Source organism: Agromyces cerinus (assembly GCF_016907835.1).
GTDB classification, from domain to species: domain Bacteria; phylum Actinomycetota; class Actinomycetes; order Actinomycetales; family Microbacteriaceae; genus Agromyces; species Agromyces nitratus.
In genome coordinates, this window is the sequence record NZ_JAFBCT010000001.1 from 1749657 (window position 1) to 1775663 (window position 26007).

General features: G+C 70.5%; 24 protein-coding genes. 1 reads left to right on the forward strand and 23 read right to left on the reverse strand.

Annotated elements, in window-relative coordinates; all coding sequences use genetic code 11:
* Nucleotides 1-18 precede the first annotated feature (18 nt).
* The 15 genes from JOE59_RS08135 to infC all read right to left on the reverse strand — a co-directional run bounded on the left by JOE59_RS08135 (nt 19) and on the right by infC (nt 14433).
* Nucleotides 19-1206: an acetylornithine transaminase gene (locus JOE59_RS08135; RefSeq protein ID WP_204459717.1), complete on the reverse strand. Its 1188-nt coding sequence runs from the start codon at nt 1204-1206 to the stop codon at nt 19-21.
* Nucleotides 1203-2105 carry an acetylglutamate kinase gene (gene argB, locus JOE59_RS08140; protein WP_204459718.1) on the reverse strand — a complete coding sequence of 301 codons (903 nt, stop codon included), beginning with the start codon at nt 2103-2105 and terminating at the stop codon, nt 1203-1205. Before argB ends, JOE59_RS08135 begins: the two co-directional genes overlap by 4 nt.
* A 2-nt stretch (nt 2106-2107) precedes the next feature.
* A complete protein-coding gene (gene argJ / locus JOE59_RS08145) occupies nt 2108-3259 on the reverse strand; it encodes a bifunctional glutamate N-acetyltransferase/amino-acid acetyltransferase ArgJ (RefSeq protein WP_204459719.1) in 1152 nt (383 codons plus the stop codon).
* Nucleotides 3256-4299: an N-acetyl-gamma-glutamyl-phosphate reductase gene (argC, locus tag JOE59_RS08150; RefSeq protein WP_204459722.1), complete on the reverse strand. Its 1044-nt coding sequence runs from the start codon at nt 4297-4299 to the stop codon at nt 3256-3258. The genes argJ and argC overlap by 4 nt, the downstream gene beginning before the upstream one ends.
* 310 nt (nt 4300-4609) lie before the next feature.
* Nucleotides 4610-5215 (reverse strand): uridine kinase family protein, encoded by a 606-nt coding sequence (locus tag JOE59_RS08155; RefSeq protein WP_239560151.1) that lies wholly within the window; start codon nt 5213-5215, stop codon nt 4610-4612.
* Nucleotides 5212-7737, reverse strand: coding sequence for a phenylalanine--tRNA ligase subunit beta (gene pheT, locus JOE59_RS08160; protein ID WP_204459723.1), 2526 nt, complete (start codon nt 7735-7737; stop codon nt 5212-5214). The genes JOE59_RS08155 and pheT overlap by 4 nt, the downstream gene beginning before the upstream one ends.
* A 3-nt stretch (nt 7738-7740) precedes the next feature.
* Nucleotides 7741-8781: a phenylalanine--tRNA ligase subunit alpha gene (gene pheS / locus JOE59_RS08165; protein WP_204459724.1), complete on the reverse strand. Its 1041-nt coding sequence runs from the start codon at nt 8779-8781 to the stop codon at nt 7741-7743.
* A gap of 55 nt (nt 8782-8836) precedes the next feature.
* Nucleotides 8837-9766: an amino acid ABC transporter permease gene (locus tag JOE59_RS08170; protein ID WP_204459726.1), complete on the reverse strand. Its 930-nt coding sequence runs from the start codon at nt 9764-9766 to the stop codon at nt 8837-8839.
* Nucleotides 9763-10413 carry an amino acid ABC transporter permease gene (locus tag JOE59_RS08175; protein ID WP_204459727.1) on the reverse strand — a complete coding sequence of 217 codons (651 nt, stop codon included), beginning with the start codon at nt 10411-10413 and terminating at the stop codon, nt 9763-9765. Before JOE59_RS08175 ends, JOE59_RS08170 begins: the two co-directional genes overlap by 4 nt.
* A 62-nt stretch (nt 10414-10475) precedes the next feature.
* Nucleotides 10476-11339 carry a glutamate ABC transporter substrate-binding protein gene (locus tag JOE59_RS08180; RefSeq protein ID WP_204459728.1) on the reverse strand — a complete coding sequence of 288 codons (864 nt, stop codon included), beginning with the start codon at nt 11337-11339 and terminating at the stop codon, nt 10476-10478.
* Nucleotides 11340-11393: 54 nt separating this feature from the next.
* Entirely contained in the window at nt 11394-12182 is a 789-nt protein-coding gene (locus JOE59_RS08185) for an amino acid ABC transporter ATP-binding protein (RefSeq protein ID WP_374191120.1), read from the reverse strand.
* 56 nt (nt 12183-12238) lie between these two features.
* Nucleotides 12239-13051: a TrmH family RNA methyltransferase gene (locus tag JOE59_RS08190; protein ID WP_204459729.1), complete on the reverse strand. Its 813-nt coding sequence runs from the start codon at nt 13049-13051 to the stop codon at nt 12239-12241.
* 92 nt (nt 13052-13143) lie between these two features.
* The gene (gene rplT, locus JOE59_RS08195; protein ID WP_179549840.1) at nt 13144-13530 is read right to left on the reverse strand and encodes a 50S ribosomal protein L20; all 387 of its coding nucleotides are present in this window, start codon (nt 13528-13530) and stop codon (nt 13144-13146) included.
* Between the two features lie 32 nt (nt 13531-13562).
* A complete protein-coding gene (gene rpmI / locus JOE59_RS08200) occupies nt 13563-13757 on the reverse strand; it encodes a 50S ribosomal protein L35 (protein ID WP_056657888.1) in 195 nt (64 codons plus the stop codon).
* A gap of 55 nt (nt 13758-13812) precedes the next feature.
* The gene (gene infC, locus JOE59_RS08205; protein ID WP_204463315.1) at nt 13813-14433 is read right to left on the reverse strand and encodes a translation initiation factor IF-3; all 621 of its coding nucleotides are present in this window, start codon (nt 14431-14433) and stop codon (nt 13813-13815) included.
* 262 nt (nt 14434-14695) lie between these two features.
* Between infC and JOE59_RS08210 the strand changes: the two genes are divergently transcribed.
* Nucleotides 14696-15046 (forward strand): DUF1844 domain-containing protein, encoded by a 351-nt coding sequence (locus JOE59_RS08210; RefSeq protein WP_204459730.1) that lies wholly within the window; start codon nt 14696-14698, stop codon nt 15044-15046.
* Here the strand turns inward: JOE59_RS08210 and JOE59_RS08215 are convergent.
* The 8 genes from JOE59_RS08215 to JOE59_RS08250 form a co-directional block, all read right to left on the reverse strand.
* The gene (locus JOE59_RS08215; RefSeq protein WP_204459731.1) at nt 15039-15845 is read right to left on the reverse strand and encodes a DNA-formamidopyrimidine glycosylase family protein; all 807 of its coding nucleotides are present in this window, start codon (nt 15843-15845) and stop codon (nt 15039-15041) included. The genes JOE59_RS08210 and JOE59_RS08215 overlap by 8 nt on opposite strands.
* Complete coding sequence (locus JOE59_RS08220) at nt 15832-20364, reverse strand: ATP-dependent helicase (protein ID WP_204459732.1); 4533 nt, start codon at nt 20362-20364, stop codon at nt 15832-15834. The genes JOE59_RS08215 and JOE59_RS08220 overlap by 14 nt, the downstream gene beginning before the upstream one ends.
* Before the next feature lie 70 nt (nt 20365-20434).
* Nucleotides 20435-21862, reverse strand: a complete 1428-nt coding sequence (locus JOE59_RS08225; RefSeq protein ID WP_204459733.1) for a pyridoxal phosphate-dependent decarboxylase family protein — start codon at nt 21860-21862, stop codon at nt 20435-20437.
* A gap of 137 nt (nt 21863-21999) precedes the next feature.
* Nucleotides 22000-22806: an SseB family protein gene (locus JOE59_RS08230; RefSeq protein WP_204459734.1), complete on the reverse strand. Its 807-nt coding sequence runs from the start codon at nt 22804-22806 to the stop codon at nt 22000-22002.
* Complete coding sequence (priA, locus tag JOE59_RS08235) at nt 22803-23549, reverse strand: bifunctional 1-(5-phosphoribosyl)-5-((5-phosphoribosylamino)methylideneamino)imidazole-4-carboxamide isomerase/phosphoribosylanthranilate isomerase PriA (protein ID WP_179549836.1); 747 nt, start codon at nt 23547-23549, stop codon at nt 22803-22805. Before priA ends, JOE59_RS08230 begins: the two co-directional genes overlap by 4 nt.
* Nucleotides 23550-23649: 100 nt before the next feature.
* Entirely contained in the window at nt 23650-24288 is a 639-nt protein-coding gene (gene hisH / locus JOE59_RS08240) for an imidazole glycerol phosphate synthase subunit HisH (RefSeq protein ID WP_204459736.1), read from the reverse strand.
* Nucleotides 24285-24899: an imidazoleglycerol-phosphate dehydratase HisB gene (hisB, locus tag JOE59_RS08245; RefSeq protein WP_204459738.1), complete on the reverse strand. Its 615-nt coding sequence runs from the start codon at nt 24897-24899 to the stop codon at nt 24285-24287. The genes hisH and hisB overlap by 4 nt, the downstream gene beginning before the upstream one ends.
* Nucleotides 24896-25990, reverse strand: a complete 1095-nt coding sequence (locus tag JOE59_RS08250) for a histidinol-phosphate transaminase (protein ID WP_204459740.1) — start codon at nt 25988-25990, stop codon at nt 24896-24898. Before JOE59_RS08250 ends, hisB begins: the two co-directional genes overlap by 4 nt.
* Between the last annotated feature and the right edge of the window lie 17 nt (nt 25991-26007).

Genomic DNA, 26007 nt, shown 5'->3' on the forward strand with positions numbered 1-26007 from the left:
GTGGAGAGGTCGGTCGGGTCAGTACGGGTGAGCGTCGACGAGGGCGCGCGCGAAGCGCGCCTCGAACTCGTCGATCTCGGCGTCGCCGATGATGAGCGGCGGCGCGATGCGGATGGTGGTGTCGTTGGCGGCGTTCACGATGAGTTCGTGACGCATGGCGTGGGCGACGACGTCGCCGGCGACCGGCGCCGTGAGGGCCACTCCGATGAGGAGTCCCCGGCCGCGCGTGCCCGCGACGAGCGGCGAGCCGATCGCCTCGATCCGCTTGCGCAGCTGCGGACCGCGCCTGGCGGCGTTCTCGACGAGACGGGCGCGCTCGATCTCGCCGAGCACGGCATTCGCCACCGCGGTCGCGAGCGGATTGCCGCCGAACGTCGAGCCGTGGTGGCCCTTCTGGTAGAGCTCGGAGGCTCGGCCGAAGGTGATGAGCCCGCCGATCGGGATGCCGCCGCCGATGCCCTTCGCCACCGTGATCGCGTCGGGCGTGATGCCGTCGTGCTGGAAGCCGAACCATGCTCCGGTGCGCCCGGCACCGGTCTGGATCTCGTCGACGATGAGCAGCGCGCCGTGGCGGAGCGTCAGCTCGCGCGCCCGCTCGAGGAACCCCTCGGGCAGTTCGACGACGCCGGCCTCGCCCTGGATGGGCTCGACGAAGACGGCAGCGACCGCGTCGTCGATGGATGCCTCGAGCGCCTCGATCGTCGCGGGGATGTGCTCCACTCCCCCCGCCATCGGCTCGAACGGCGCCCGCATGTGCGGCTTGCCGGTGAGCGCGAGCGAACCCATCGTGCGCCCGTGGAAGGCGTCGACGAGCGCGATCACGCGGGTGCGTGCGCCACCCGAGTTGTTGAGCCGGGCGAGCTTGAACGCGGCCTCATTCGCCTCGGCGCCCGAGTTGCCGAACCAGGCGCGCCCGTCGGGCCCCGCACCGGCGAGGCGCACGAGGCGCTCGGCGAGCTCGAGCGCAGGCTCGGTCGTGAAGTAGTTCGAGACGTGTGCGAGCTTCGACGCCTGCGCCGTGACCGCCTCGACGAACACCGGATGGGCGTGCCCGAGGGAGTTCACCGCGATGCCCGCGAGGAAGTCCAGGTACGTCGTGCCCGCGGCATCCGTCACCCAGGCGCCCGAACCGTGCTCGAGCTTCGCGAGCGGCATGCCGATGGAGCGCATGATGCGCTGGTCGAACCGCAGCTGCCAGTCGTTCATGCCGCCACCACCTCGGTGCCGATGCCCGACTGCGTGAAGACCTCGAGCAGGATCGAGTGCGGCACCCGGCCGTCGATGATCGCAGCCTTCGCGACGCCGCCCTCGACGGCCTCGAGGCACGCGGCCATCTTGGGGATCATGCCCGACTCGAGACTCGGCAGCAGTTCGACGAGCGAGGGCACGTCGATGACCGAGACGAGCGAGTCGCGGTTCGGCCAATCGCGGTAGAGGCCCGCCACGTCGGTGAGGATCACGAGCTTCGCCGCGCCGAGAGCGACGGCGAGCGATGCAGCAGCCGAATCGGCGTTCACGTTGAGCGACTGCCCGGTCACGTCGCCGTCGGGGGCGATCGACGACACCACGGGAATGCGCTCGGCAGCGAGTTCGGCGAGCACCGCGGCCGGGTCGACCGCGACGACGTCGCCCACGAGCCCGAGGTCGACCTCTTCGCCGTCGACGATCGCGCCGCGCCGGCGCCCGGTGAAGAGGCCGGCGTCTTCGCCCGAGAGGCCCGAGGCGAGCGGTCCGTGCTCGTTGATGAGCGAGACGAGCTCTCGGTTCACCTGGCCCGAGAGCACCATGCGCACGACGTCCATCGTCTCGGGGGTCGTGACCCGGTAGCCGCCGCGGAACTCGCTCGCAATGCCGAGCCGCTCGAGCATCGCCGAGATCTGGGGGCCGCCGCCGTGCACGACGACGGGCTTGATGCCCGCGTAGCGCAGGTAGACCATGTCTTCGGCGAACGCGCGCTGCAGTTCGGGGCTCACCATGGCGTTGCCGCCGAACTTCACCACGATCGTCTCGCCGTGGAAGCGCTTCAGCCAGGGCAGCGAATCGATGAGCACCTGGGCTTTCGCCGCGGCGTCGTTGGTGTCTTCTGGTTCTGTCTCGTCGCTCATGCTCAACTCGCGTAGGCGCTGTTCTCGTGCACGTAGTCGTGCGTGAGATCGTTCGTGAAGATGGTGGCGGATGCCTCGCCGGCGTGCAGCTCGATGAGCACGTGCGTCGCGCGCGGCGTGAGGTCGACCTCGTCTCGAGGAGCGTCGGGGCGTCCGGCGTGGCAGACGCGCACCCCGTTCATCGAGACGTCGACGAGGTACGGATCGAACGGCGCGCTCGTGGTGCCGATCGCGGCGAGCACCCGGCCCCAGTTGGGGTCGTTTCCGAAGATCGCCGCCTTGAAGAGGTTGTTGCGGGCGACCGAGCGGCCGACCTCGACCGCGTCGTCTTCGGTCACCGCACCGACGACCTCGATCGCGATGTCGTGGCTCGCGCCCTCGGCGTCGGCCTGCAGCTGCAACGCGAGGTTGCGGCACGCCTCGGTGAGTGCCGCGGTGAACTCGCCGAGATCAGGCGTGACGCCCGACGCCCCGGAGGAGAGCAGCGAGACCTGGTCGTTCGTCGACATGCAGCCGTCGGAGTCGAGCCGATCGAAGGTCACGCGGGTGGCGGCGCGGAGCGCGGTGTCGAGGTCATCGGCCGGCAACGCGGCATCCGTCGTCACGACCACCAGCATCGTCGCGAGCCCCGGCGCCAGCATGCCGGCGCCCTTCGCGATGCCGCCGATCGACCAGCCGTCGCCCTCGACGACGACCTGCTTCGGCTTCGAGTCGGTGGTCATGATCGCACGGGCCGCATCGTCGCCGCCATCGGTCGAGAGACGGGCGAGGGCCGAGACGACGCCCTCTTCGAGCACCTCGCCGTCGAGCTGGTCGCCGATGAGTCCGGTCGAGCAGACGAGCACGTCGCCGGCTGCGATTCCCAGCCCCGACGCGACGGCCTCGGCCGTGCGGTGCGTGACCTGGAACCCCTCGGGCCCGGTGAAGCAGTTCGCGCCGCCCGAGTTCAGCACGATCGCCGACACGATGCCGTCGGCCGCGACCTGCTTCGACCAGATGATCGGGTTGGCCTGCGCGCGGTTCGAGGTGAACACGACCGCCGCCTGCTGCGCGGGCCCGCGGTTCACGACGAGGGCGAGGTCGAGTGCGCCCGAGCGCTTGATGCCCGCGGCGATGCCCGCGGCCTCGAATCCCTGCGGATGGGTGACGGTCACGGGGCGACTCCGTTCACGGGCAGTCCGGTCGACTCGGTGAGCCCGAGTGCGATGTTCGCGGACTGGATGGCGGCACCCGCGGTGCCCTTCACGAGGTTGTCGACGGCGGCGACCACGACGACGCGGCCCGAGTTCTCGTCGATCTGGAGGCCGAGGAGCGCGGTGTTCGCACCGAGCACGTCGGCGGTCCGCGGGAACTGGCCTTCGGGCAGCAGCTGCACGAAGCGCTCGCCCGCGTAGGCGTCCTCCCATGCCGCACGGACCGTCGCGGCATCCGTGCCGGGCACGATGCGCGCCGTCGAGGTCGCGAGGATGCCCCGCGACATCGGCACGATGACCGGGGTGAACGAGATGGTGGGGTTGCCGCCGCCCGCCCAGCGCAGCGCCTGCTGGATCTCGGGGATGTGGCGATGCACGCCGCCGACCGAGTACGGGTTCGCCGAGCCGAGGAGCTCGGAGCCGAGCAGGTGCGCCTTCAAGCTCTTGCCGGCACCCGATGGGCCGACCGCGAGCACCGACACGATATCGGAGGCCTCGATGACGCCGGCACGGATGCCGGGCGCGAGCGACAACGCGACGGTGGAGGCGTTGCAGCCCGGCGCCGCGATGCGCTTCGTCTTGGCGAGCCGGTCGCGCTGCGTGCCCGACAGGCGCGGAAGCTCGGGCACCCCGTAGGTCCACGCGCCGTGGAAGTCACCGCCGTAGAACGCCGCCCAGTCGGCCTTGCTCTCGAGTCGGTGGTCGGCACCGCAGTCGATCACGAGGGTCTCGGCCGGCAGCTGCGCGGCGATCGCACCGGATGCCCCGTGCGGCAGCGCGAGGAACACGATGTCGTGACCGGCGAGGTTCTCGGCCGTCGTGTCCTTCAGCGTGAGATGCGTATAGCTGCGCAGGTGCGGCTGCACCGCGATGAGCGGCTGGCCGGCGTTGGAGTGCGCGGTCACGGTGCGCACATCGAAATCGGGATGGTCGGCGAGGAGGCGAAGGATCTCGCCTCCGGCATAGCCGGACGCGCCGGAAACGGCGACGGTGAACGTCATGGTTCCACCTTAAAGGTCTGAAGTGGTCGAGGTCGGCTCCCGGCCAAGCACACGACCTTAAAGGTCGGAGTGGTCGAGGTTGGCTCCCGGCGACGCACACGACCTGAAAGGTCGGAGTGGTCGAGGATGGCTCCGGCGACACCTGCTGACGGCCTCGTTGCCGCATGCGGGGTCGCCTAGAGTCGGCGCTCGCCACGACGTCGGCTGCGCACCACGACGACACGCGAGATGCGTGCGGGGACTGCGAACCGAGCGGCGGACATACAGGCGACCCTATCCGGGGCGGGTGGCACCGTGCAAACGCGTGACGTCAGGCGCCGTCGCCCCCCGCGGGCTCGTACCAGAGGTCGGCGTGGCCGCGCGGGTCGAAGGCCGCAGCGAAGTCGCGTTCGTTCGGCACCCAGATGTCGCGCCAGAACTCCTCGTGCAGGCGCCCCTCGGCGGCGTCGCGGGCCATGCCGCGCCGGGTCGCCTCCTCGAGGTCGACGTCGACCCAGACCCGCAGGTCGAGGAATCCGTCGAGGTCGGGATGGAAGATCCCGACGGCGTCGAGCACGAGCACGTCGGCCGGCTCGAGCCTTTCGGGCGCGCCCAGCTCGCGGGCCGACCAGTCGTACCGGCGGAACGCGGCCGGTCGGCCGGCGAGGAACGGATCGAGCACCTCATCGCGGATGCGGTGCCGCTCGACGCCGTCCCAGTCGGGTGATCGGTGATGCGAGCGCGCGGGTTCGAGGAAGTCGTCCCCCCGCAACCGCACGGCGCCGTCGATCTCGCCGACCAGCGCCCGGGCGAGCGTGGACTTGCCCGCGCCGCCGAAGCCGGAGACCCCGACCACCATCCGCCGGCCGGCACGCCGCGCGCCCACCGAATCGATGGCCGCGACGACGTCGCCGACGGATCGTGCGCGCGGGGTCATTCGCGGACGGTCGCCCCGAAGCGGTCGTTCGCGAGCGCCGCACCGGCGAGCTTCGCCTCACTGGCCTCGGCCGCCGTGAGCGTGCGGTCGTCGGCCCGGAACCGGAGCGCGAACGTCAGGCTCTTCGCCCCGGCGGGCACGCCCTGGCCGCGGTAGTCGTCGACGATCGAGAGGTGCTCGAGCAGCGAGCCCGCGCCCTCGCGGATCGCCGCGGCGACCTCGGCCGCTGCGACCTCGACGGGAACGATGAGCGAGAGGTCCTGCGTCGCGGCGGGCATCGTGTCGATCGTGCGCGCTTCGAGGGCGGGCTCGGTCAGCGCGATGACGGCGTCGAGATCGAGCTCGACGACGGCGACCACCCGCGGCAGGTCGGCTTCGGCGGCGAGCACCGGCAGCAGTTCGCCGGCGAAGCCGACGAGGGTGCCGTCGACGCGGAGCTCTGCCGTGCGGCCGGGGTGCATCGCCTGGTGCGAACCCTGCGCGACGTCGATGCGCGCACCGGTCGCGAGTTCGACCTGGCGCACGACGTCGAGCGCGTCGGCGATGCCGGCGGGCACCGCGGGCTGACCCGGCTGCTTCACCACGACGTCGCCGACGATGAGCGCACCGAGATGGCGCGGCTGCGGCGGGATGCCGGCGTCGAGCGCCGCGAGCACCTCGTCGCTCGGCTTCTCGTCGCCCACGGGCAGCTCGAGCGAACCGTAGGTGCGACCCGTCTCGGGCAGGAACACCGTGCCGATCTCGAAGAGGTCGAGGTCGGTGAGGCCGCGCGAGAGGTTGCGTCGCGCGGCGCCGATCAGGCCGGGCACGAGCGAACGACGCAGGAACGGCACCGTCTGGTCGAGCGCGTTCGCGATGCGCACGGATGCCACGGGGGCGCCGTCGGCACTGCCGAACACCGCGTTGTCGGCGTCGGAGACGAACGGGAAGGAGAGCACCTCGACCGATCCTGCCGCCGCGAGCGTGTCGGCGGTGCGCCGGCGCAGCCGCTGCGAGCGGGTGAGTCCGCGGCCGGGAGGCGCGACGGGCAGCACCGAGGGGATGCGGTCGTAGCCGATCAGTCGGGCGACCTCCTCCGCGAGCTCTTCGCGGCCCGTCAAGTCGGGGCGCCAGGCCGGCGGCACGACCGAGAATCCGCCGTCGACGGCGGTGATGACGCCGCCGATCTCGGCGAGGGCGTCGTGCACCTCGTCTTCGGTGTACTCGACGCCGATGATCGACGAGACGAAGCCGGCGGGCAAGAGGATCGCCTCGCGCGCCGGAGCCGTGGAGATCAGGGAGCCGCCTGCATCGGCGGTGCCCCCGGCGAGGTCGACCATGAGCTGCGCGACGCGGGAGACGGCCGCGGCCGCGATCTCGGGGTCGACACCTCGCTCGTAACGCTTGGCGGCCTCGCTCGGCAGCTTGTGGCGACGCGCGGTGCGCGCGATCGACACCGGGTCCCAGTTGGCGGCTTCGACGAGCACGTTGCGCGTCTCGTCTCCCATCTCGGTCTCAGCGCCGCCCATGACGCCGCCGAGGCCGATCGGCCCGCGGTCGTCGGTGACGACGAGGTCCTCGACGTGGAGCGTGCGCTCCTTGCCGTCGAGCGTGGTGAACTTCTCCCCCGGCGTCGCGCGCCGCACGACGATGCCGCCGCGGAGCTGGTCGAGGTCGTACCCGTGGATCGGCTGGCCGAGCTCGAGCATGACGTAGTTCGTGATGTCGACGAGCAGCGAGATCGAGCGGATGCCGGCGAGCTTCAGCCGCGCGATCATCCACGCCGGCGTCGGGCGGGAGGCGTCGACGTCGCGCACGATGCGCGTGGCGAAGACCGAGGAGCCGATCTTGCCGCGGATCGGGGCCGCGTCGTCGATCACGACGGAGAACGCGTCGTCCGAGACATCCGCCGGCGCCGCCTGCTCGACCGGGTCGCGGAAGCGCGCCCCGGTGGCGTGCGCGTACTCGCGGGCGACCCCGCGGATCGAGAACGCGTAGCCGCGATCGGGGGTGACGTTGATCTCGATGGCGGCGTCGTCGAGGCCGAGCAGCTTGATCGCATCGGTGCCGACGGGCGCGTCGATGCCGAGCGTCGAGAGCCGCAGGATGCCGTCGTGGTCTTCGCCGAGGCCGAGCTCGCGCGCCGAGGCGATCATGCCATCGGAGACGTGCCCGTAGGTCTTGCGGGCGGCGATCGGGAAGGGGCCGGGCAGCACGGCGCCCGGCAGCGTCACGACGACCTTGTCGCCCACGAAGAAGTTGCGGGCACCGCAGACGATGCCGTGCACGGCGTCGCCGCCGTCGGCAGCGGTCTCACCGTCGGCCGCGACGCGCACCTGGCACCAGCGGATGGTCTTGCCGTTGGACTGCGGCTCCTCGACGAACTCCAGCACCTCGCCCACGACGATCGGGCCCTCGAGGTCAAACGTGTGCACGTCCTCCTCTTCGAGGCCGACCTTGACGAGCGCTGCATGCACGTCTTCAGGCGTCGTGCCCGGCACGAGCTCGACGTACTCGGCGAGCCAACTCAGTGGAACTCGCATGTCTCAGACCACCATTCCGAACTGCTGGGAGAAGCGGATGTCTCCCTCGACCATTTCGCGCATGTCCTGCACGTCGTTGCGGAGCATGAGCCCGCGCTCGATGCCCATGCCGAAGGCGAACCCGGTGTAGACCTCGGGGTCGATACCGGCCGCCTTCAGCACGTTGGGGTGCATCATGCCGCAGCCGCCCCACTCGATCCACCGCGCGCCGCCCTTGAAGGTCGGGTGCCAGAAGTCGAGTTCGGCCGATGGCTCGGTGAAGGGGAAGAAGCTCGGGCGCAGGCGGATCTTCGCCTCGTCGCCGAAGATCGACTTCACGAAGTGGTCGAGCGTGCCCTTGAGGTGCGCCATGGTGAGGCCCTTGTCGACGGCGACGCCCTCGAACTGCATGAAGACGGGCAGGTGCGTGGCGTCGAACTCGTCGGTTCGGTACACGCGGCCCGGAGCGAGCACGTAGAGCGGCAGCTCGCGCTCGAGCATCGAGCGGATCTGCACGGGGCTCGTGTGCGTGCGCAGCACGAGGTGGGACTCGGGCGGGTCGACGAAGAAGGTGTCCTGCATGGCACGCGCAGGGTGGTCGGCGTCGAAGTTCAGCGCGTCGAAGTTGAACCACTCGCTCTCGACCTCGGGCCCCTCGGCGACCTCCCAGCCCATGCCGGTGAAGACGTCGCAGACCCGGTCTTGCAGGAGCGACAGCGGATGCCGCGCACCCGCCCGGTACCGCGAGGCGAGCGCGGTGACGTCCACCGTCTCGGCCGCGAGTTGCTCGGCGGCCTCGGCCTCGAGGATCTCGGCCTCGCGGGCGGTGAACGCCTGGTTCACACGACCGCGCGCACCGCCGACGAGCTTGCCGAGTGCGGCCTTCTGCTCGTTGGGGACGTTGCGCAGCTGGGCGTTCAACTGGGCGAGTTCGCTCTTCTCGCCGGTGTGCTCGGCGCGGACGGCCTTCAGCGCGGCGGAATCGCCGGCCGAGGCGATCGCGGCGAGCGCCGCGGCGACCGCGGACTCGACGGACTGCTCGGTGATTTCACGGGGCTCGGACACAAGGAACGAGTCTAGCGGGCGGGCTCAGGGGATCGTGCGGGCGTGATGCCGGCCGTCAACGCAGCGGGCCGCGTGCGGATTCGCTCGCCTCCGCCGTGGCGTCGGCGAGGAGCAGCGCCTGGCTCGGGTCATCCGGTCGCGGGCCGGCCTTGCCCGGGTGGTATCGACGGTCGGTGCGCCGCGACAGCCAGCGCGCGAACCACGAGAGCGAGAGGTTCATCGCGAGGTAGAGGACGAACGCGATGCACCACAGCGTGAACAGGTACCGGTTGCCGTAGAAGCTACCCAGGTTGTTGAGCGTGACGCGGAGCAGTTCGGGGTAGCCCACGATGTAGGCGAGCGACGTGTCCTTCAGCAGCACGACCAGCTGCGCGACGATGATGGGCAGCATCTGGCGGAACGCCTGCGGGAACTCGACGAGCATCTTGGACTGCAGGGGTCGCATTCCGACGCTGAGGGCGGCCTCGCGCTGGCCTCTCGGCAGCGCCACCAGGCCCGCGCGGAGTGCCTCGCCGATCAGCGCGCCGTTGTAGATCGCCAGGGCGGACACGACAGCCCAGTACTGGCCGGTTCCGGCGACGAGGAGGATGAACAGCATCATCAGCAGCACCGGCATGCCGCGGAAGAACTCGATCAGCACTGCGGTCGGAATGCGGACCCATGCGATCGTCGAGCTGCGCAGCAGTGACAGGACGATGCCGAGTGCGATGGCGAGCACGGCTGCGACGATCGCGGCGCGGAGCGTTCCCCACACACCGACCGAGAAGATGAAGCCCCACATCTCGGGATCCTGCACGATGTCCCAGCGGCTCGGATCGAACATCCCGGGCAGGGTGATCCCGCCGGATTCGCGGGGCGCGTTCAGCGTGGCGACGACCCAGCCGAGGCCCGCCACCACCAGCACGGCCGTGACGACCGAGAAGATGCGGGAGAGACGCCGAGCCTTGGGGCCGGGCGCGTCAAACAGGACACTGGCGCCGCTCATCGCTGCACCACCCACTTCCGCTCGAGCTGCGTCGCGAGTAGGCCGAGCGGCACGGTCACGATGAGGTAGAAGAATGCGATGCCGACGAGGATGGCGATGACGGCATCGCCGTTCGCATTCGCGAGGGTGCGGCCGACACCGAACAGCTCGCTCACGAATCCGACACCACCGACGACGGAGGTGTTCTTCGTCAGCGCGATGAAGACGTTGATGAGCGGCGGGATGGTCATGCGGAACGCCTGCGGCAGCACGATCATCGAGACCGTCAGGCCGAAGCCGAGACCCAGGCTCCGCGCGGCCTCGGCCTGGCCGACCGGCACGCCGTTGATGCCGGACCGGAGCGCCTCCGCGATGAACGGCGACGTGTAGACCGCGAGGGCGATCATGCCCGAAACGAGAAACGAGAGGTCGGATCCCAGGATCGGCAGGATGATCGCGCAGAAGATCACCACGAGCGTCAACGGAGTGTTGCGGATGATCTCGGTGTAGACCGTGGCGATCACGCGGAGCGTCGCGATCGGCGAGATCCGCATGGCTGCGATGAGCGTGCCGAGCACGAGCGCGCCCACCCCGCCGACCGCGAGCAGCAGCAGCGTGACACTGAAGCCCTGGAGGTAGAGCGGGAGATTCGCGATGACGACGTCCACGCGGGTCCTCTCGATGGTGAGGGAGTGGACCCGGACCCCATCGGGGTCCGGGTCCATTCGAATCAGTAGCGGTCGACCGCGGGCGGGTCGGCGAACGGCAGCACCGTGCCGGCCGTGGAGTTCCATGCCTCCTCGTAGCGGCCGTCTTCGTAGGCCTCTTCCAGCACGTCGTTGATGAACATGCGGAAGTCGGTGTCGTCGAGCTTCACGCCGATTCCGTACGGCTCTTCGGTGAACGGCTCACCGACGACCTTGAACTCGCCCTCGTTCTGGGCTACGAGGCCCGCGAGGATCACGTTGTCGGTCGACACCGCGACGACGTCGCCCTGGCGGAGCGGCTCGAGGCAGTTGGAGTAGGTGTCGGTCTCCAGCACCTCGGCGCCGAGTTCCTTCAGGTTCGCCGCAGGAGTCGAACCCGTCACCGAGCAGACGGGCTGACCGACGAGGTCTTCTTCGCTCTTGATGTCGTCGTTGTCGGCGAGCACGAGGATCGACTGACCGGCCTCGTAGTACGGGCCCGCGAAGGAGACGACCTCCTTGCGCTTGTCGTTGATCGTGTAAGTGGCGACGACGAGGTCGACCTGGCCGCCCTCGATGAACGGCTCGCGGTTGGCCGAGACGGTCTCGGTCCAGTTGATGTTCTCCTCGTCGATGCCGAGCTCCGAGGCGATGATCTTGCCGATCTCGACGTCGAAGCCCTCCGGGTCACCCGACGGACCGACCAGGCCGAACAGAGGCTGGTCGAACTTCGTGCCGATCGTGATCTCGCCGGCCTCCTGCAGGGCGGCCATGGTCGTGCCCGCCTCGAACGTGGGAGCAGGCTCGGCCGACTCCTCTGCTTCGCCGCCGCCGCCGCTGGCACAGCCGGCGAAGGCAAGTGTTGCGGCCGCTGCGGCTGCGACGAGGGCGATTCTCATGCGTGTCATGTCCGTTGCCTCTTTCCTGTGTGGTGAATCCCCGCCGCTCGTGGCGGCGCGGGTCTAGTGCTCGAGGATCTTCGAGAGGAAGTCCTTCGCGCGATCGGACTTCGGGTGGTCGAAGAACTCCGCGGGGGTCGCCTCTTCGACGATCTTGCCGTCGGCCATGAACAGCACTCGATCTGCTGCTTTGCGAGCGAAGCCCATCTCGTGCGTGACGACGATCATGGTCATGCCGTCTTTGGCCAGACCGATCATGACGTCGAGCACCTCGTTGATCATCTCGGGGTCGAGCGCGCTCGTCGGCTCGTCCATGAGGATGAGCTTGGGGTTCATCGCGAGCGAACGGGCGATGGCGACACGCTGCTGCTGGCCGCCCGAGAGCTGGGCCGGGAGCTTCTTCGCCTGGTTCGCCACGCCGACGCGCTCGAGGAGCTTCATCGCCTCGGCCTCTGCCGCTTTGCGCGACATCCGCTTGACCCTGATCGGCGCGAGCGTGACGTTCTCGAGCACGGTCTTGTGCGCGAACAGGTTGAACGACTGGAACACCATGCCGACGTCGGCACGCAGCTTCGCGAGCGCCGCGCCCTCTTCGGGCAGCTTCACGCCGTCGATGGCGATGGAGCCCGAATCGATGGTCTCGAGACGGTTGATCGCACGACAGAGCGTCGACTTGCCCGAGCCGCTCGGACCGATGACGACGACGACCTCGCCGCGGTTCACGACGGTGTTGATGTCGTTCAGCACGTGCAGCTCGCCGTAGTGCTTGTCGACGTGGTCGATGACCACGAGCGGCTCGCCGCGACGCACCGAGATGTTGGAGGTCGGCGGGGCAGGCTGCATTGGCTCCATATCCCCAAAACTAGGGCCAGCGACGGCCCAGCGACACGGAGTCGGGCAGTGGTTACCTAACCGTGATCAGCGGTGCGCTGCGCGAAGGCGCTCTCATACAGGCAGACGGATGCCGCGGTGGCGAGGTTCATGGATTCGGCGTGCCCGTAGATCGGCACGGTGACCACGCGATCGGCGAGCTCGAGCTGTTCGTCGGGCAGGCCCCTGGCCTCGTTGCCGAACACCCAGGCGGTCGGCCCGGCGAGCACGCCGTCGTTACGGGCGGAGAGCAGGTCGTCGCCCTTCACATCGGCGGCGAGGACGGTGAGGCCCGCGGCACGTGCCCGCACGAGCACGTCGGCGAGTTCGGCGCCGATGGCGACGGGCAGGTGGAAGATCGAGCCGGTCGAGGAGCGGACGACCTTGGGGTTGTAGAGGTCGACGGTGCGCCCGGTGAAGATGACGGCGTCGGCGCCGGCGGCATCGGCGGCACGCACGATGGTGCCGGCGTTGCCGGGGTCGCGCACCTCTTCGAGGATGGCGACGAGCTTCGGCTTCGCGGCGAACACGTCTTTCACCGCGGTCGGGAACTGCCGGCAGATAGCCACGAACCCCTGCGGCGTCACCGTGTCGGCCATCGAGTCGAGCACCTCTTCGGTGACGAACTCGATCTCGACGTCTGACGACGCGGCGGCATCGGCGATCTCGGGGTGGCGCTCGAGTGCGCTCGGCGTGGCGAAGAGCTCGATGACGAGTTCGGACCGGAAGGTGAGCGCCTCGGCGACCGCCTGGGGGCCCTCGAGCAGGAACATGCCGCTCTCGACACGTGCGGCCTTGCGGGCGAGCTTCGCTACCGCGCGCACGCGCGGCGATCGGGGGTTCTCGAGCATGCCCCGATTCTACCGGGGGAATGCGGAACGGCCCGGCACTCCCTGCTCGTGCGAGCGGAGGGTGCCGGGCCGTTCGAAGCTGAAGTCGCTGCTTACGCGGCGGTCTTCGGAGCCGAGGTGTCGGCCGGGAGTGCCTTCTTGGCCGACTCGACGAGCGCGGCGAACGTCGCGGGCTCGTTGACCGCGAGGTCGGCGAGGATGCGACGGTCGACCTGGATGCCTGCAAGGCCGAGGCCCTGGATCAGGCGGTTGTACGTGAGGCCGTTCGCACGCGACGCGGCGTTGATGCGCTGGATCCAGAGGCGACGGAAGTCGCCCTTCTTCTGGCGGCGGTCGCGGTACGCGTAGACGAGGGAGTGGGTGACCTGCTCCTTGGCCTTGCGGTAGAGACGCGAACGCTGGCCGCGGTAACCACTGGCGCGCTCGAGAATGACCCGGCGCTTCTTGTGGGCGTTGACCGCCCGCTTCACTCTTGCCATGACTCTGTTTCTTCCTTAACGGGTCTCGCGGCTCAGTGGCCGAGAAGCTTCTTGATGACCTTGGCGTCGGGGGCCGACACGACCTTGTCCTGGTTCAGACGGGCCTTGCGCTTCGAGGACTTGACCTCGAGGTTGTGGCGCATACCGGCCTGCTGCTTCTTGATCTTGCCGCTACCGGTGATCTTGAAGCGCTTCTTGGACCCGGAGTGGGTCTTCTGCTTCGGCATCTCGTATTTCTCCTTGGTTCTGCCGTCACGCGAGTGACGGACGGGGATGTTTGGCTCAGCCCTCGACGGGCTCGGCCGTCTGCTCGTCGCCGTCGGCCGGGGCATCTGCCGCCGGTCGCGCCTTCGCAGCAGCACGCTGTGCGTTGGCCTCGGCCTTGGCCTCGGCCTTGTTCTTGAGGGGCCCGATCACCATGACCATGTTGCGGCCGTCGATCGTCGGGTTGTGCTCGACCGTGCCGAACTCGGCCACGTCTTCCGCGAAGCGCTGCAGCAGGCGGACGCCCATCTCGGGACGCGACTGCTCGCGACCGCGGAAGAGGATCATCGCCTTGACCTTGTCGCCGGCCTTCAGGAAGCCGATGGCGCGCTTCATCTTGGTCTCGTAGTCGTGCTTGTCGATCTTGAGACGGAACCGCACCTCTTTGAGGATGGTGTTCGCCTGGTTGCGCCGGGCCTCTTTCGCCTTCTGCGCAGCCTCGTACTTGAACTTGCCGTAGTCCATGATCTTCGCGACCGGCGGCTTCGAGTTCGGAGCGACCTCGACGAGATCGAGATCGGCCTCCTGCGCGAGCCGCAGGGCCACCTCGATCTTCACGACGCCGACCTGCTCTCCGGCAGGCCCCACGAGTCGAACCTCGGGGACGCGGATACGGTCGTTTGTACGGGGATCGCTGATGCGTGTTCTCCTCTACTCAAGCTGTTTCGCTCGGTCGGAAGGCGGATGCCGCCCGACGACGAAAGGAGAAATTCGCGCATGCGTGCACGGATTTCCACCGTGCTGTTCATGCGGCACCCTACCTACTCCCCCGTCTTGCGACGTGGGAGCGGAGTGCAATGACCCGGTAACCTTGATGAAGCGGTATGCGCGGGTGGGAGAATCTCCACTTTCGTACCGGGGTGAAGCCCCGGAGCCCGAAGTAGTCTAGCAGAGGAAATCCGTGAACAGTAGTTCAGACGAGACCACGGTCGAGGGCGCCACCCGCGACATCGCCGAGGTCCCCGCAGTCGAGATCATCACGACCGCCGCCGTGCACCTCATGAGCGCCGCAGCCGTGAAGGTCGGACTGGCCGAAGACCCCGATGAGCAGATCGACCTCGACGAGGCGCGCAAGCTCATCAACGCCCTCGCCGGACTCATCACGGCGGGCGCTCCCGAGATCAGCGACATGCACGCGCGTTCGCTGCGCGACGGCCTGCGGTCGCTGCAGCTCGCGTTCCGCGAGGCATCCGTCATTCCCGACCCGATCGGCAAGGGCCCGGGCGAGAAGTGGACCGGCCCGGTCAGCTGATCTCAGGCGGGCCGGCCGCGCGCGGGCGCTGGCAGTTGGGGCACCACCAGCTCTCGCGCTGCTCGACGGCGTTCCGCCCGAGGCGACCGTGTTCGATGAGCGTGCCGCATCGACGGCACGCCTCGCCGCCTCGGCCGTAGACCCAGAGCTGCCGGCCTCGATGCGTGTCGCCGGTGGTCGTGCGCACCGCGCGATCGCGGTTGGCACGGATGACCCGGCTCGCGAGTGCCACGAGGGGCGCGAGCTCGACCTCGGCGACCGGTCGGGCCGGCAGGATGCCCCGGAGGAAGCACACCTCGTTGACGTAGACGTTGCCGAGCCCGGCGAGGTTGCGCTGCTCGGCGAGGGCGACTCCGATCGGCGTCTCGGGCGAGCTCGCGAGCCGGCGCACGGCCTCCTCTGCGTCCCAGTCGGGCCCGAGCAGGTCGGGCCCGAGGTAGGCGAGCCGTTCCGCCTCTTCGGCGGCGCCGAACAGCTCGAGGGTGCCGAGGTCGAAGCCGACCGCGGAGGCATCCGGCACGTCGATGATCGCGCGCGCCTGCCAAGCGGGCCGTCGCCACGGCTGGCCGGCCCGGAGCAATCGCCACTCCCCCTCCATCTTCAGGTGCGAGTGCACGACGACCCCGCCGATGCGCATCAGGAGGTGCTTGCCGCGGCTCGCGACCGAGTGCACCGGCTCGCCCGCCAGGTCGACCTCGGCGAGCGCGGGCACCCGGAAGTCGGTGCGCGTCACGGTGCGACCGGCGAGCGCCTCGTCGAGCAGTCGTGCAGCCCGGTAGACGGTGTCACCCTCTGGCATCGAAGCGAAGCCCTCTCGGCGTCTCCCGGAACCCTGCAGCACGCAGCGGCCGGTCGAGCACGGAGCCGAACACCGCGCCGCCGTTCACCGTCTCGACCCGGAGCCGCTCGGTGCGACCCCGGGTGAGCGCGGTGGCGAGCGCCGCGGTCGCCGCGGCGAGGGCGGACTCGTCGTCGGTGAAGACGAGGGTCGTGCGCCCGCCGCGCTCGAGGTAGAGCACCGCCTCGCCGTCGACGACGGCGACGAAGGCGCCCGCCTTGCGCCCCGGGCGATGCGCATTCTCGCCGGGAAGCTCGGGCCAGTCGAGGGCGGCGCCGAACGGATTGGCCGGGTCGGTGGCCGCGAGCGCGACCGCCTCGCCCTTCGGCGCAGCGCGGAGGCGGTCGACGGCTGCCCCGGTCGCGAACTGCGCCCCGCCCTGGCCGTCGATGAAGTACCCGCGGCGCACTCGCCCGGAGTCCTCGAACCCCGAGAGGGTGCGATACGCGAGCGCGAACCCGCCGACGTGCGCCTCTGCCATGACGGAGCCGCGCGTGACGATGCCGTAGCGCTCGAGCAGCGCCTCGCCGAGCGCATGCGCCCGCGGCGTGGCGGCGCTGCTCGCGAGCGGCAGCACCGACCAGCGCCCGGCGGCCCTCGGCGGATTGGCCCGGGCAGCCGCCGTGCGCCCGGCCTGCACGGTCGCCGCGAGCGACCGACGTGAGAGCGACCCCGCCCGGAGCCGTGCCCGAGGGGTGGGCGCCGCGGTCTTGTGCGCTCCCCCGCCGGCGAGCAGGCCGCGCACCGGGGCGAAGGTGTCGTTGGTCACGAGCCCGGCCCAGACGAGGCGCCAGAGGGCGTCGGCGAGCGCGCGGTCGTCTTCGGAGCCGACTGCCTCGGCCAATTGCCGGAAGAAGAAACCGCCTCCGCCGCCGAGCACCGCGATCAACTCGGATTCCAGCGGGTCGAGGGGTGCGGCCGCGGGCGCCGGCAGTGTGAGCTCGGCCGTCTCGGCGAGGTGCAGGCTGATCCAGCCGTCGTCGCCGCCGAGCGAACCCGTGCCGGCCCAGAGCACTTCGCCCGACGCGGTCAGCTCGTCGAGCATGCCCGGCCGGTAGTCGGCGACCCTGGCCGGCAGCACGTACGCCTCCCACGCGGAGGCGGGGATGCGCGCGCCCTCGAGCTGCTCGATCACCGCGGCGACGCCGTCGACACCGCTGACCTTGCCGCCCACGTGCTGCCAGGCAGGCAGGAACCGCGCGAACTCGCGGGGCTCGACCGGTTCGACCTCATTGCGCAGCACCGCGAGCGAGCGTCGACGGATGCGCCGGAGCACCCCGCTGTCGCACCACTCCATGCCCGACCCATGCGGCAGGAACTCGCCCTCGACGACGCGGCGCTCCCCGCCGAGCCTCGCGAGCGCAGCGGATGCCACGGCCTGGCCGATGCCGAAGCGGGCGGCCACCGACGCTGCCGTGAACGGGCCGTGCGTGCGGGCGTAGCGGGCGACGAGATCGCCGAGCGGGTCGCGAACCCCCTCGCCGAACACCTCGGGCAGGCCCGGCGGGATCGGCACCCCGAGGGCGTCGCGCAGCCGGCTGACGTCTTCGACGGCGACGAACCACGACCGGCCGGCGAAGCTCACCGGCGCCGCCCGGCGCGCCGCGACGAGTGCGGCGAGCGCCGCTGCGGCATCCGTCTCGTCGTCGACCCTCGCCGCCACCTCGTCGGCCGTGAGCGGGCCCAGGTCGCCCAGCAGGTCCGCGACGCCCTCCTCGCCTCGCGCGAGGCGCTCGGGGTGGACGCGCTGGAGCATGCGCTCGACCTCGTCGACCACCTCGGGGTCGAGGAGCTCTCGCAGCTCGACCGTGCCGAGCAATTCGGCGAGGAGCGCCGGGTCGAGTGAGAGCGCCGCGGCCCGCCGTTCGGCGAGCGGGGCGTCGCCCTCGTACATGAAGGCGCCGACGTACCCGAAGAGGAGGCTCGACGCGAAGGGACTCGGCGACTCGGTCGTGACGTCGACGAATCGCAGCTCGCGGCGCTCGATGCGTTCGGCGAGACGCGTGAGGGCCGGCAGGTCGTAGACGTCCTGCAGGCACTCGCGCACCGCCTCGAGCACGATCGGGAACTCGGGGAAGTCGCGGGCGACCTCGAGCAGTTGCGACGCCCGCTGCCGCTGCTGCCAGAGCGGTGATCGTTTGCCAGGGTTCGACCGCGGCAGGATGAGCGCCCGCGCCGCGCACTCCCGGAACCGCGCCGCGAACAGCGCCGAACCGCCCACGTTCGCCGTGACGAGCTCGGTGAGCTCTGCCGGCTCGAACGCGAAGAGCTCGGCGCCCGGCGGATCGTCGCCCGTGTCGGGCATGCGCAGCACGATGCCGTCGTCGCTCGCCACGGCGTTGGAGTCGACGCCGCTCTGCTCGCGCACGCGTGCGCCGATGGCGAGCGCCCATGGCGCGTGCACACGCATGCCGTAGGGCGAATGCAGCACGATGCGCCAGTCGCCGAGCTCGTCGCGGAAGCGCTCGACCACGAGGTTCGTCGCATCGGGCACCACCCGGGTCGCCGCGCGCTGGTCATCGATGAACTTCACGAGATTCGTGGCGGCCCGCTCGTCGAGTCCGGCGGCACGGCTGCGAGCGAAGGCATCGGATGCCGGTGCGCCCGCGAGTTCGGCGATGAACCCGCCGATCGCCGCCCCGAGTTCGGCAGGGCGACCGATGCCGTCACCCTTCCAGAACGGCAGGCGCCCGGGCTCGCCGAAGGCGGGAGCCACGAGCACCCGGTCGTGCGTGATCTCCTGGATGCGCCAACTCGTGGCCCCGAGGGCGAACACGTCGCCGACACGCGACTCGTAGACCATCTCCTCATCGAGCTCGCCGACACGGCGGCCGGGTCCGGCCTCGCCGACCATGAACACGCCGAACAGGCCTCGGTCGGGGATGGTGCCGCCGCTCGTGACCGCGAGGCGCTGGGCCCCACGGCGGCCGACGATGGTGCCGGTGTCGCGGTCCCAGACGATGCGGGCGCGCAGCTCGCCGAAGCGGTCGGAGGGGTAGCGCCCCGCGAGGAGGTCGAGCGTGGCGTCGAACGCCGATCGGGGCAGTGCGGCGTACGGCGCCGCACGGCGCACGAGCGCGAACCACGCCTCGACGTCCCATTCGTCGAGCGCGGTCGCCGCGATGGTCTGCTGGGCGAGCACGTCGAGCGGGTTCGCGGGGATGCGGAGTTCTTCGATGGCGCCGCCGATCATGCGTTCGGCGACGACCGCCGAGTGCAGCACGTCGGCGCGATGCTTCGGGAAGATGAGGCCCTTCGAGACCTCGCCGACCTGGTGACCGGCCCGGCCGAGCCGCTGCAGTCCGCTCGCGACCGAGGGCGGCGACTCCACCTGCATGACGAGGTCGACCGCTCCCATGTCGATGCCGAGTTCGAGGCTCGACGTCGCCACGACGCAGCGGAGCCGCCCCGACTTGAGGTCGTCTTCGACGAGGGCCCGCTCCTCTTTGCTCACCGAGCCGTGATGCGACCGCGCGATCACGGGCGGGGCTCCGGTCGTGATGCCCGAGGCGCCGACCGCCTCTGCCGGCGTTCGCTTCACCGCCGTCGCCTCCGTCGGCACCGTCAGCGCCTCGACCGGCACCGCGGTGCGCTCGGCCCACAGCTCGTTGAGCCGTGCCGTCAACCGCTCCGCGAGACGCCGGGAGTTCGCGAACACGATCGTGGAGCGATGGGCGAGCACCTCGTCGAGGATCGCCTCTTCGACGTGCGGCCACACGGTGCCCGCGCCCGTCTCGCCGGCGAGGTCGGAGAGGTCGTCGACGGGCACCGTGACCTGCAGGTCGAACCTCTTGCCCGAGGCCGGCGCCACGATCGTGACCGCTCGAGTGCCGCCGAGGAACCGCGCCACCTCTTCGTGGGGTCGCACCGTCGCCGACAACCCGATGCGCTGCACCGGCGCGGCGGTGAGTTCGTCGAGCCGCTCGAGCGAGAGTGCGAGGTGCGAACCGCGCTTCGTGCCGGCGAGCGCGTGGATCTCGTCGACGATCACCGTCTGCACGCCGCGGAGTGTCTCGCGCGCCGCCGAGGTGAGCATGAGAAACAGCGACTCGGGCGTCGTGATGAGGATCTCGGGCGGGTGCGTCACGAGCCGTCGCCGTTCACCTGGCGGCGTGTCGCCCGAACGCACGCCGACCGAGACCTCGGGCACCTCGAAACCGTGCGCCGCCGCGGTGCGGGCGATGCCGACCAGCGGCGCCCTGAGGTTGCGCTCGACGTCGACGCCGAGCGCCTTCAGCGGGGAGAGGTAGATGACGCGCGTGCCCGTCGACTCGGCATCAGCAGCCTCGTGGTGCAGCCGGTCGATCGCCCAGAGGAAGGCGGCAAGGGTCTTGCCCGAGCCGGTCGGAGCGACGACGAGCGAGTGCTCGCCGCGCGAGATCGCCTGCCAGGCGCCGTTCTGCACGGTGGTGGGTGCGCTGAAGGACTCGGTGAACCACGCCCGGGTCGCGGGCGAGAACGCGTCGAGCGCCTCAGTCATGTCTCCATTCAAGCGGATGCCGCCGACGCCGGGTCTGCTGCGTGGGCCGACCTCATCGTTCCGGTCAGCCTCAGCCCCGGATCGCGGTGAGCGTGCGGGCGACGGTGTCGACCGTTCGGCGCACCTCCGCGGCATCCGTTCGCCAATTGCTCACCGAGAAGCGCACGACGGCGCGGCCATGCCAGCGGGAGGTCATGGCGAGCACCTCGCCCTCGTTCCAGAGCCGCTCGCTGAGCGCTTCGGTGACCGCGTCGTCGTCGAGGGCGATGCAGACCTGGGTGAAGACCACCTCGTTCAGCACCTCGACGCCGGGCAGAGCGCCGACCCCGTCGGCGATGCCGCGCGCAGCTTCGGCGAGTCCGTCGACGAGCCGCGCGACGCCCTCGCGACCGAGGGAGCGGAGCACCGCCCAGGTCGGTACGCCGCGAGCGCGACGCGAGAGCTCAGGCGCCTTCTCGTGGGGGTCTGCGCCGACCTCGGTGGCCTGCAGGTAGCTCGCGTGCATGCCGAGGGCGCGCCGCATCGCTGCCGGGTCGCGCACGATCGCGATGCCGCAGTCGTACGGCACGTTCAGGGTCTTGTGCGCGTCGGTCGACCACGAGTCGGCGGCCGCGAACCCCGCGGTCAGGTGGCGCAGCGACGGAGACGCCGCAGCCCAGAGCCCGAATGCGCCGTCGACGTGCACCCACGCGCCGGCCGCGTGCGCCACCTCGATCGCGGCGGCGAAGTCGTCGAACGCACCGGAGTGGATGTTGCCGGCCTGGAGCGCGACGATCGCCGGGCCCTGGCCGGCGGCGAGCACCGCGGCCAGTTCGTCGACGCGGATGCGCCCCTGTTCGTCAGCGGGTACCGCGATCGGTGCGCCCAGCCCCAGGTACCGTGCTGCGAGGTCCATGGTGCCGTGACGCTCGTCGCCGGCGATGAATCGTATGGCCGGACCGCCGGCGAGCCCATCAGCCTCGACGTCCCATCCCGCCCGGCGCAGTACCTCGCCCCGCGCGGCCGCCATGCACGAGAACTGCGCCATCGTGGCGCCCGTCGTGAAGCCCACGTCGCTCTGCGGCGGCAGGCCGAGCAGGTCGAGCAGCCACTCGCCGGCGAGCTCCTCGACGGCGACCGCCCCAGGCGTTATCGCGCGCAGGCCTGTGTTCTGGTCCCATGCCGAGACGAGCCAGTCGGCGCCGAGCGCGACGGGCTGCGTGCCGCCGATCACCCAACCGTAGAAGCGCGGCGAGCCGATCGCGATGAGTCCGGGCTCGACACCCTCGGCCAGTCGCGCGATGACCTCGAGGTCGGGTTCGCCCGCCTCCGGCAGCTCGCGCCCGAGGCGGTCCTTGATGTCGTCGGCCGTCGCCTGCGGCGGGATCGCCCGCTCGCGGACACTCGAGAGCCACGCTCGGGCGTGGCGGCCGGATGCCTCGATCACCGCGTCGTACGAGGCATCCGCTGTCTGGGCGGCCTCGCCCGACGCGCCGGACGTCGTGTTCGCTTCAGTCATGGCGCACCTGGATTCCGTGCGACGAGCGCACACCACCGATTGTGCGCCGCTTCGCCGGTGTGGTCAACGCCACGAACGGGCGGTGAGCACCCCTGTCGGGGGCACCGCGGCCGCTCGAGCCGCTTCGGCGCCCCGGCTCAGCCGGTGGGCGTGCCGACGAGCTTGACCGTCAGCGAATCGACCGAGGTCGCGATGACGTCGTCGGCCGCCCAGCGCCGGGCGAGCCGCGCCGTGATCACGTCGAGCTCCTCACGGCTGAGGCCGGCGACGAGCTCGAGACGCACGACGAGCTCGGGTCCGGTGAGGCGGGCCGTCGGGTCGCCGGGGAGCAGGGTCACGCCGAGCACGGCGAGCTCTCGCTCGATCGAACCCCGGAACGCCGCGCCGACGGCGGGCGACTCGAACGGCGGCTGCCACTCGTGCGACTGCGCGACCGACCATACCGCCGGGCGCCGAAGCACGAACTCGGTCGGCGAACCCGGGTCGAGCACGACGAGATCGGTGCCGTCGTCGGCGGCCGCGAGGGCGACGCGCACGCCGTCGGCCGGCACCGGCCTCGCGAGCGGGTTCCACCGCGACATCGCCTCGACCGAGGCGAACACGGGAAGCACCTTGCGACCGTCGGGGCCCTGCACCGTCACGATCGAGAGCTCCTGGCTCTTGTCGACCGCGAGACCGTGAGCGCCGACTTCTGAGCCCCCGTCGCCGAGTTCGGCGAGCAAGGGGATCAGGAGGCGCGAACGCGCGAACTCCGCCACGACGGGCGCCTGCCCGGCGTCGCCGGCATGGAACGCGTCGAGGGCCGCGGCGAGCGCCTCGGGCGCCCGGCCGTCGTCAGAGGCGTGCGTGTTGGGCTGGAAGGAACGCCCGGCCCACGGCACGCCGGCGGAGTCGGCGGCAGCGGCGTTGTCGCCGGAGCGGCCCTCGCCAGCGTCAGCACTCACTGCGAAGCGACATCCAATGCCTCGACCAGGGTAAAGGCGCCCGCATACAGCGCCTTGCCCACGATCGTGCCCTCGAGGCCGAGCGGGACCAGTTCGCGCAGCGCCACGATGTCGTCGAGGCTCGAGATGCCGCCCGATGCGACGACCGGCCGGTGCGTGCGCTCCATGACCTGGCGGAGCAGGTCGAGGTTCGGGCCCTGCAGCGTGCCGTCTTTCGTGACGTCGGTGACGACGTAGCGAGCGGCACCCGCCTCTTCGAGGCGCTCCATGACCTGCCAGAGGTCGCCGCCGTCCTTCGTCCAGCCGCGGGCGGCGAGCGTGGTGCCACGCACGTCGAGCCCGACCGCGATCGCCTCTCCGTACTGCGCGATGACCGAGGCCGCCCACTCGGGGTTCTCGAGGGCCGCCGTGCCGAGGTTGATGCGCTTGGCACCGATCTCGAGGGCGTGCTCGAGCGACTCGTCGTCGCGGATGCCGCCGGAGAGCTCGACGTTGACGCCGCGCACCTGACGGATGGTCTTCTTCAGCACGCCCGCGTTCGAGCCGCGTCCGAACGCAGCGTCGAGGTCGACGAGGTGAATCCACTCCGCACCCTGATCGGCCCACTCGACCGCAGCGTCGACGGGGTCGCCGTAACTGGTCTCGGTGCCGGCCTCGCCCTTGGTCAGGCGCACCGCCTTGCCACCGGCGACGTCGACCGCCGGGAGCAGCACGAGGCGGGGGGTCTTGTTGAATTCACTCATTCACTGTCCTAGTCATCGCGGTCGCGCCTTGCGAGTCGGCACAGTCACAGCATCCTAGTCCGACCATGTCGGAGCCGAGTGCACATGACGGTCGAACGGCTCAGCCGAGGGTCCCGATCCAGTTGGCGAGCAGGCGGATGCCCGCCTCGGCCGACTTCTCGGGGTGGAACTGGGTCGCCGTCAGCGGGCCGTTCTCGACGGCGGCGAGGAACCGGCCGCCGTGCTCGGCCCAGGTCAGCGTCGGCGCGGGGAACGGCGGCTCGACGTCGAGCAGCCACTCCTGTGCGGCGAACGAGTGCACGAAGTAGAACCGCTCGTCTTCGATGCCGGCGAAGAGGGCGGAACCCTCACCCGCCTCGACGGTGTTCCAGCCCATGTGCGGCAGCACCGGGGCGGGCAGCTCGGTGACGGTTCCGGGCCACTCGCCGAGCCCCTCGGTGTCGACGCCGCGTTCGACGCCGTGCTCGAAGAGCACCTGCATGCCCACGCAGATGCCGAGCACCGGGCGTCCGCCCGCGAGTCGGCGATCGATGATCTCACCGCCGCGCACCGCGTGCAGTTGGTCCATGACTGCCTTGAAGGCGCCGACGCCGGGCACGAGGAGGCCGTCGGCCTCGAGCGCCGCCGTGCGATCGGCGGTCACCGTCACCTCGGCACCGGCGTGCTCGAGTGCCTTCGCGGCCGAGTGCACGTTGCCCGAACCGTAGTCGAGCACGACGACACGACGGCTGCGGGTCACAGCGCACCCTTGGTCGACGGAACGCCCGACACCAGCGGGTCGAATGCCTTCGCCTGGCGGAACGCGCGCGCGAACGCCTTGAACTCCGCTTCGGCGATGTGGTGCGGGTCACGGCCGCCGAGCACGGTGACGTGCACGGTGAGCGCCGCGTTGTACGCGATCGCCTCGAAGACGTGCCGCACCATGGAACCCGTGAAGTGGCCGCCGATGAGGTGGTACTCGAAGCCGACGGGCTCGCCCGTGTGCACGAGGAACGGCCTGCCGGAGATGTCGACGACGGCCTGCGCGAGCGCCTCGTCGAGCGGCACGAGCGCGTCGCCGTAGCGGGAGATGCCGCGCTTGTCGCCGAGCGCCTGCTTGATGGCCTGCCCGAGCACGATGCCGACGTCTTCGACCGTGTGGTGCACGTCGATCTCGAGGTCGCCGCTCGCGCGCACCGTCAGGTCGGTCAGCGAGTGCTTCGCGAACGCCGTGAGCAGGTGGTCGTAGAACGGAACGCCGGTCTCGATGTCGCTCGTGCCCGAGCCGTCGAGGTCGATCGAGAGGTCGATGCTGGATTCGCTCGTCTCGCGCTGCACCCGGGCAGTGCGCGAAGGGCTCGATGCGGTCATGAGGCAATCCTATTCGGGGCGGATACGGCGATCGCTTCGAGGAAGGCCGTGGTCTCGGCCTCCGTGCCCGCGGTGACCCTCAGGTGACCGGGGATGCCGATCTCCCGGATCAGGATGCCGCGGGCGAGCAGTTGCTCGAACACGGCACGGGGGTCGTCGACACCGCCGAACAGCACGAAGTTCGAGCCGCTGCGGTACGGGTGGAACCCGAGCCGGGCGAGCTCGCCCGAGATGCGCTCCCGCTGCCCGCGGATCTCGTCGACCATCGCGAGCATCTCGGCCGAGTGGGCGAGCGCACCGAGTGCCGCCGCCTGCGTCAGCGCCGACAGGTGGTAGGGCAGGCGCACGAGTCGGAGTGCGTCGATCGCCGCAGGGTCGCCGGCGAGGTAGCCGACTCGCGCACCGGCGAAGGCGAACGCCTTGCTCATCGTGCGCGAGACGAGCAGGCGCGGCCGCCCCTCGAGCAGGGTCAGTGCACTCGGCGTGCCCGGCTCGGCGAACTCGAAGTACGCCTCGTCGACGACGACGATGCCGCGTGCGGCGTCGGCGACCGCCTCGATCGTCTCGATCGGGAGCGGTGTGCCCGTGGGGTTGTTCGGCGCGCAGAGCAGCACGATGTCTGGGTCGTGCTCGTGCACCGCGGCGACGGCCGTTTCGGGACTGAGTTCGAACTCGTCGTCACGGCCCGCGGTGATCCACTCGGTGCCGGTACCCGAAGCGAGCAGCCCGTACATGGAGTACGTCGGCGCGAACCCCAGTACCGAGCGCCCGGGTCCGCCATAGGCCTGCAGGATGTGCTGCAGCACCTCGTTGGACCCGTTCGCCGCCCAGATCTGCGCGGGGTCGAGATCGTGCCCGAGGTAGTCGGCGAGTGCTCGGCGCAGCACGGAGAACTCACGGTCGGGATAGCGGTTGAGCGTCATGATCGCGGCGGCGACGCGGGCGACGATGTCGTGCGCGACGGCCTCGGGAATCGGATGCGTGTTCTCGTTGACGTTGAGTGCGACCGGCACGGCCTGCTGCGGTGCCCCGTACGGGGTGCGACCACGGAGGTCGTCGCGGATGGGGAGGTCTTCGAGACTCGTCACCATGCAAGCCTAACGAGGCT

Bases quoted from the DNA above. Each gene is read 5' to 3' on its own strand.
- JOE59_RS08135 (WP_204459717.1), bottom strand. From the start codon at position 1,206: ATGAACGACTGGCAGCTGCGGTTCGACCAGCGCATCATGCGCTCCATC.
- argB (WP_204459718.1), bottom strand. From the start codon at position 2,105: ATGAGCGACGAGACAGAACCAGAAGACACCAACGACGCCGCGGCGAAA.
- argC (WP_204459722.1), bottom strand. From the start codon at position 4,299: ATGACGTTCACCGTCGCCGTTTCCGGCGCGTCCGGCTATGCCGGAGGC.
- JOE59_RS08155 (WP_239560151.1), bottom strand. From the start codon at position 5,215: ATGACCCCGCGCGCACGATCCGTCGGCGACGTCGTCGCGGCCATCGAT.
- pheT (WP_204459723.1), bottom strand. From the start codon at position 7,737: ATGCGAGTTCCACTGAGTTGGCTCGCCGAGTACGTCGAGCTCGTGCCG.
- JOE59_RS08170 (WP_204459726.1), bottom strand. From the start codon at position 9,766: ATGAGCGGCGCCAGTGTCCTGTTTGACGCGCCCGGCCCCAAGGCTCGG.
- JOE59_RS08180 (WP_204459728.1), bottom strand. From the start codon at position 11,339: ATGACACGCATGAGAATCGCCCTCGTCGCAGCCGCAGCGGCCGCAACA.
- JOE59_RS08185 (WP_374191120.1), bottom strand. From the start codon at position 12,182: ATGGAGCCAATGCAGCCTGCCCCGCCGACCTCCAACATCTCGGTGCGT.
- JOE59_RS08190 (WP_204459729.1), bottom strand. From the start codon at position 13,051: ATGCTCGAGAACCCCCGATCGCCGCGCGTGCGCGCGGTAGCGAAGCTC.
- rplT (WP_179549840.1), bottom strand. From the start codon at position 13,530: ATGGCAAGAGTGAAGCGGGCGGTCAACGCCCACAAGAAGCGCCGGGTC.
- rpmI (WP_056657888.1), bottom strand. From the start codon at position 13,757: ATGCCGAAGCAGAAGACCCACTCCGGGTCCAAGAAGCGCTTCAAGATC.
- JOE59_RS08215 (WP_204459731.1), bottom strand. From the start codon at position 15,845: ATGCCAGAGGGTGACACCGTCTACCGGGCTGCACGACTGCTCGACGAG.
- JOE59_RS08220 (WP_204459732.1), bottom strand. From the start codon at position 20,364: ATGACTGAGGCGCTCGACGCGTTCTCGCCCGCGACCCGGGCGTGGTTC.
- JOE59_RS08225 (WP_204459733.1), bottom strand. From the start codon at position 21,862: ATGACTGAAGCGAACACGACGTCCGGCGCGTCGGGCGAGGCCGCCCAG.
- priA (WP_179549836.1), bottom strand. From the start codon at position 23,549: ATGAGTGAATTCAACAAGACCCCCCGCCTCGTGCTGCTCCCGGCGGTC.
- hisB (WP_204459738.1), bottom strand. From the start codon at position 24,899: ATGACCGCATCGAGCCCTTCGCGCACTGCCCGGGTGCAGCGCGAGACG.
- JOE59_RS08250 (WP_204459740.1), bottom strand. From the start codon at position 25,990: ATGGTGACGAGTCTCGAAGACCTCCCCATCCGCGACGACCTCCGTGGT.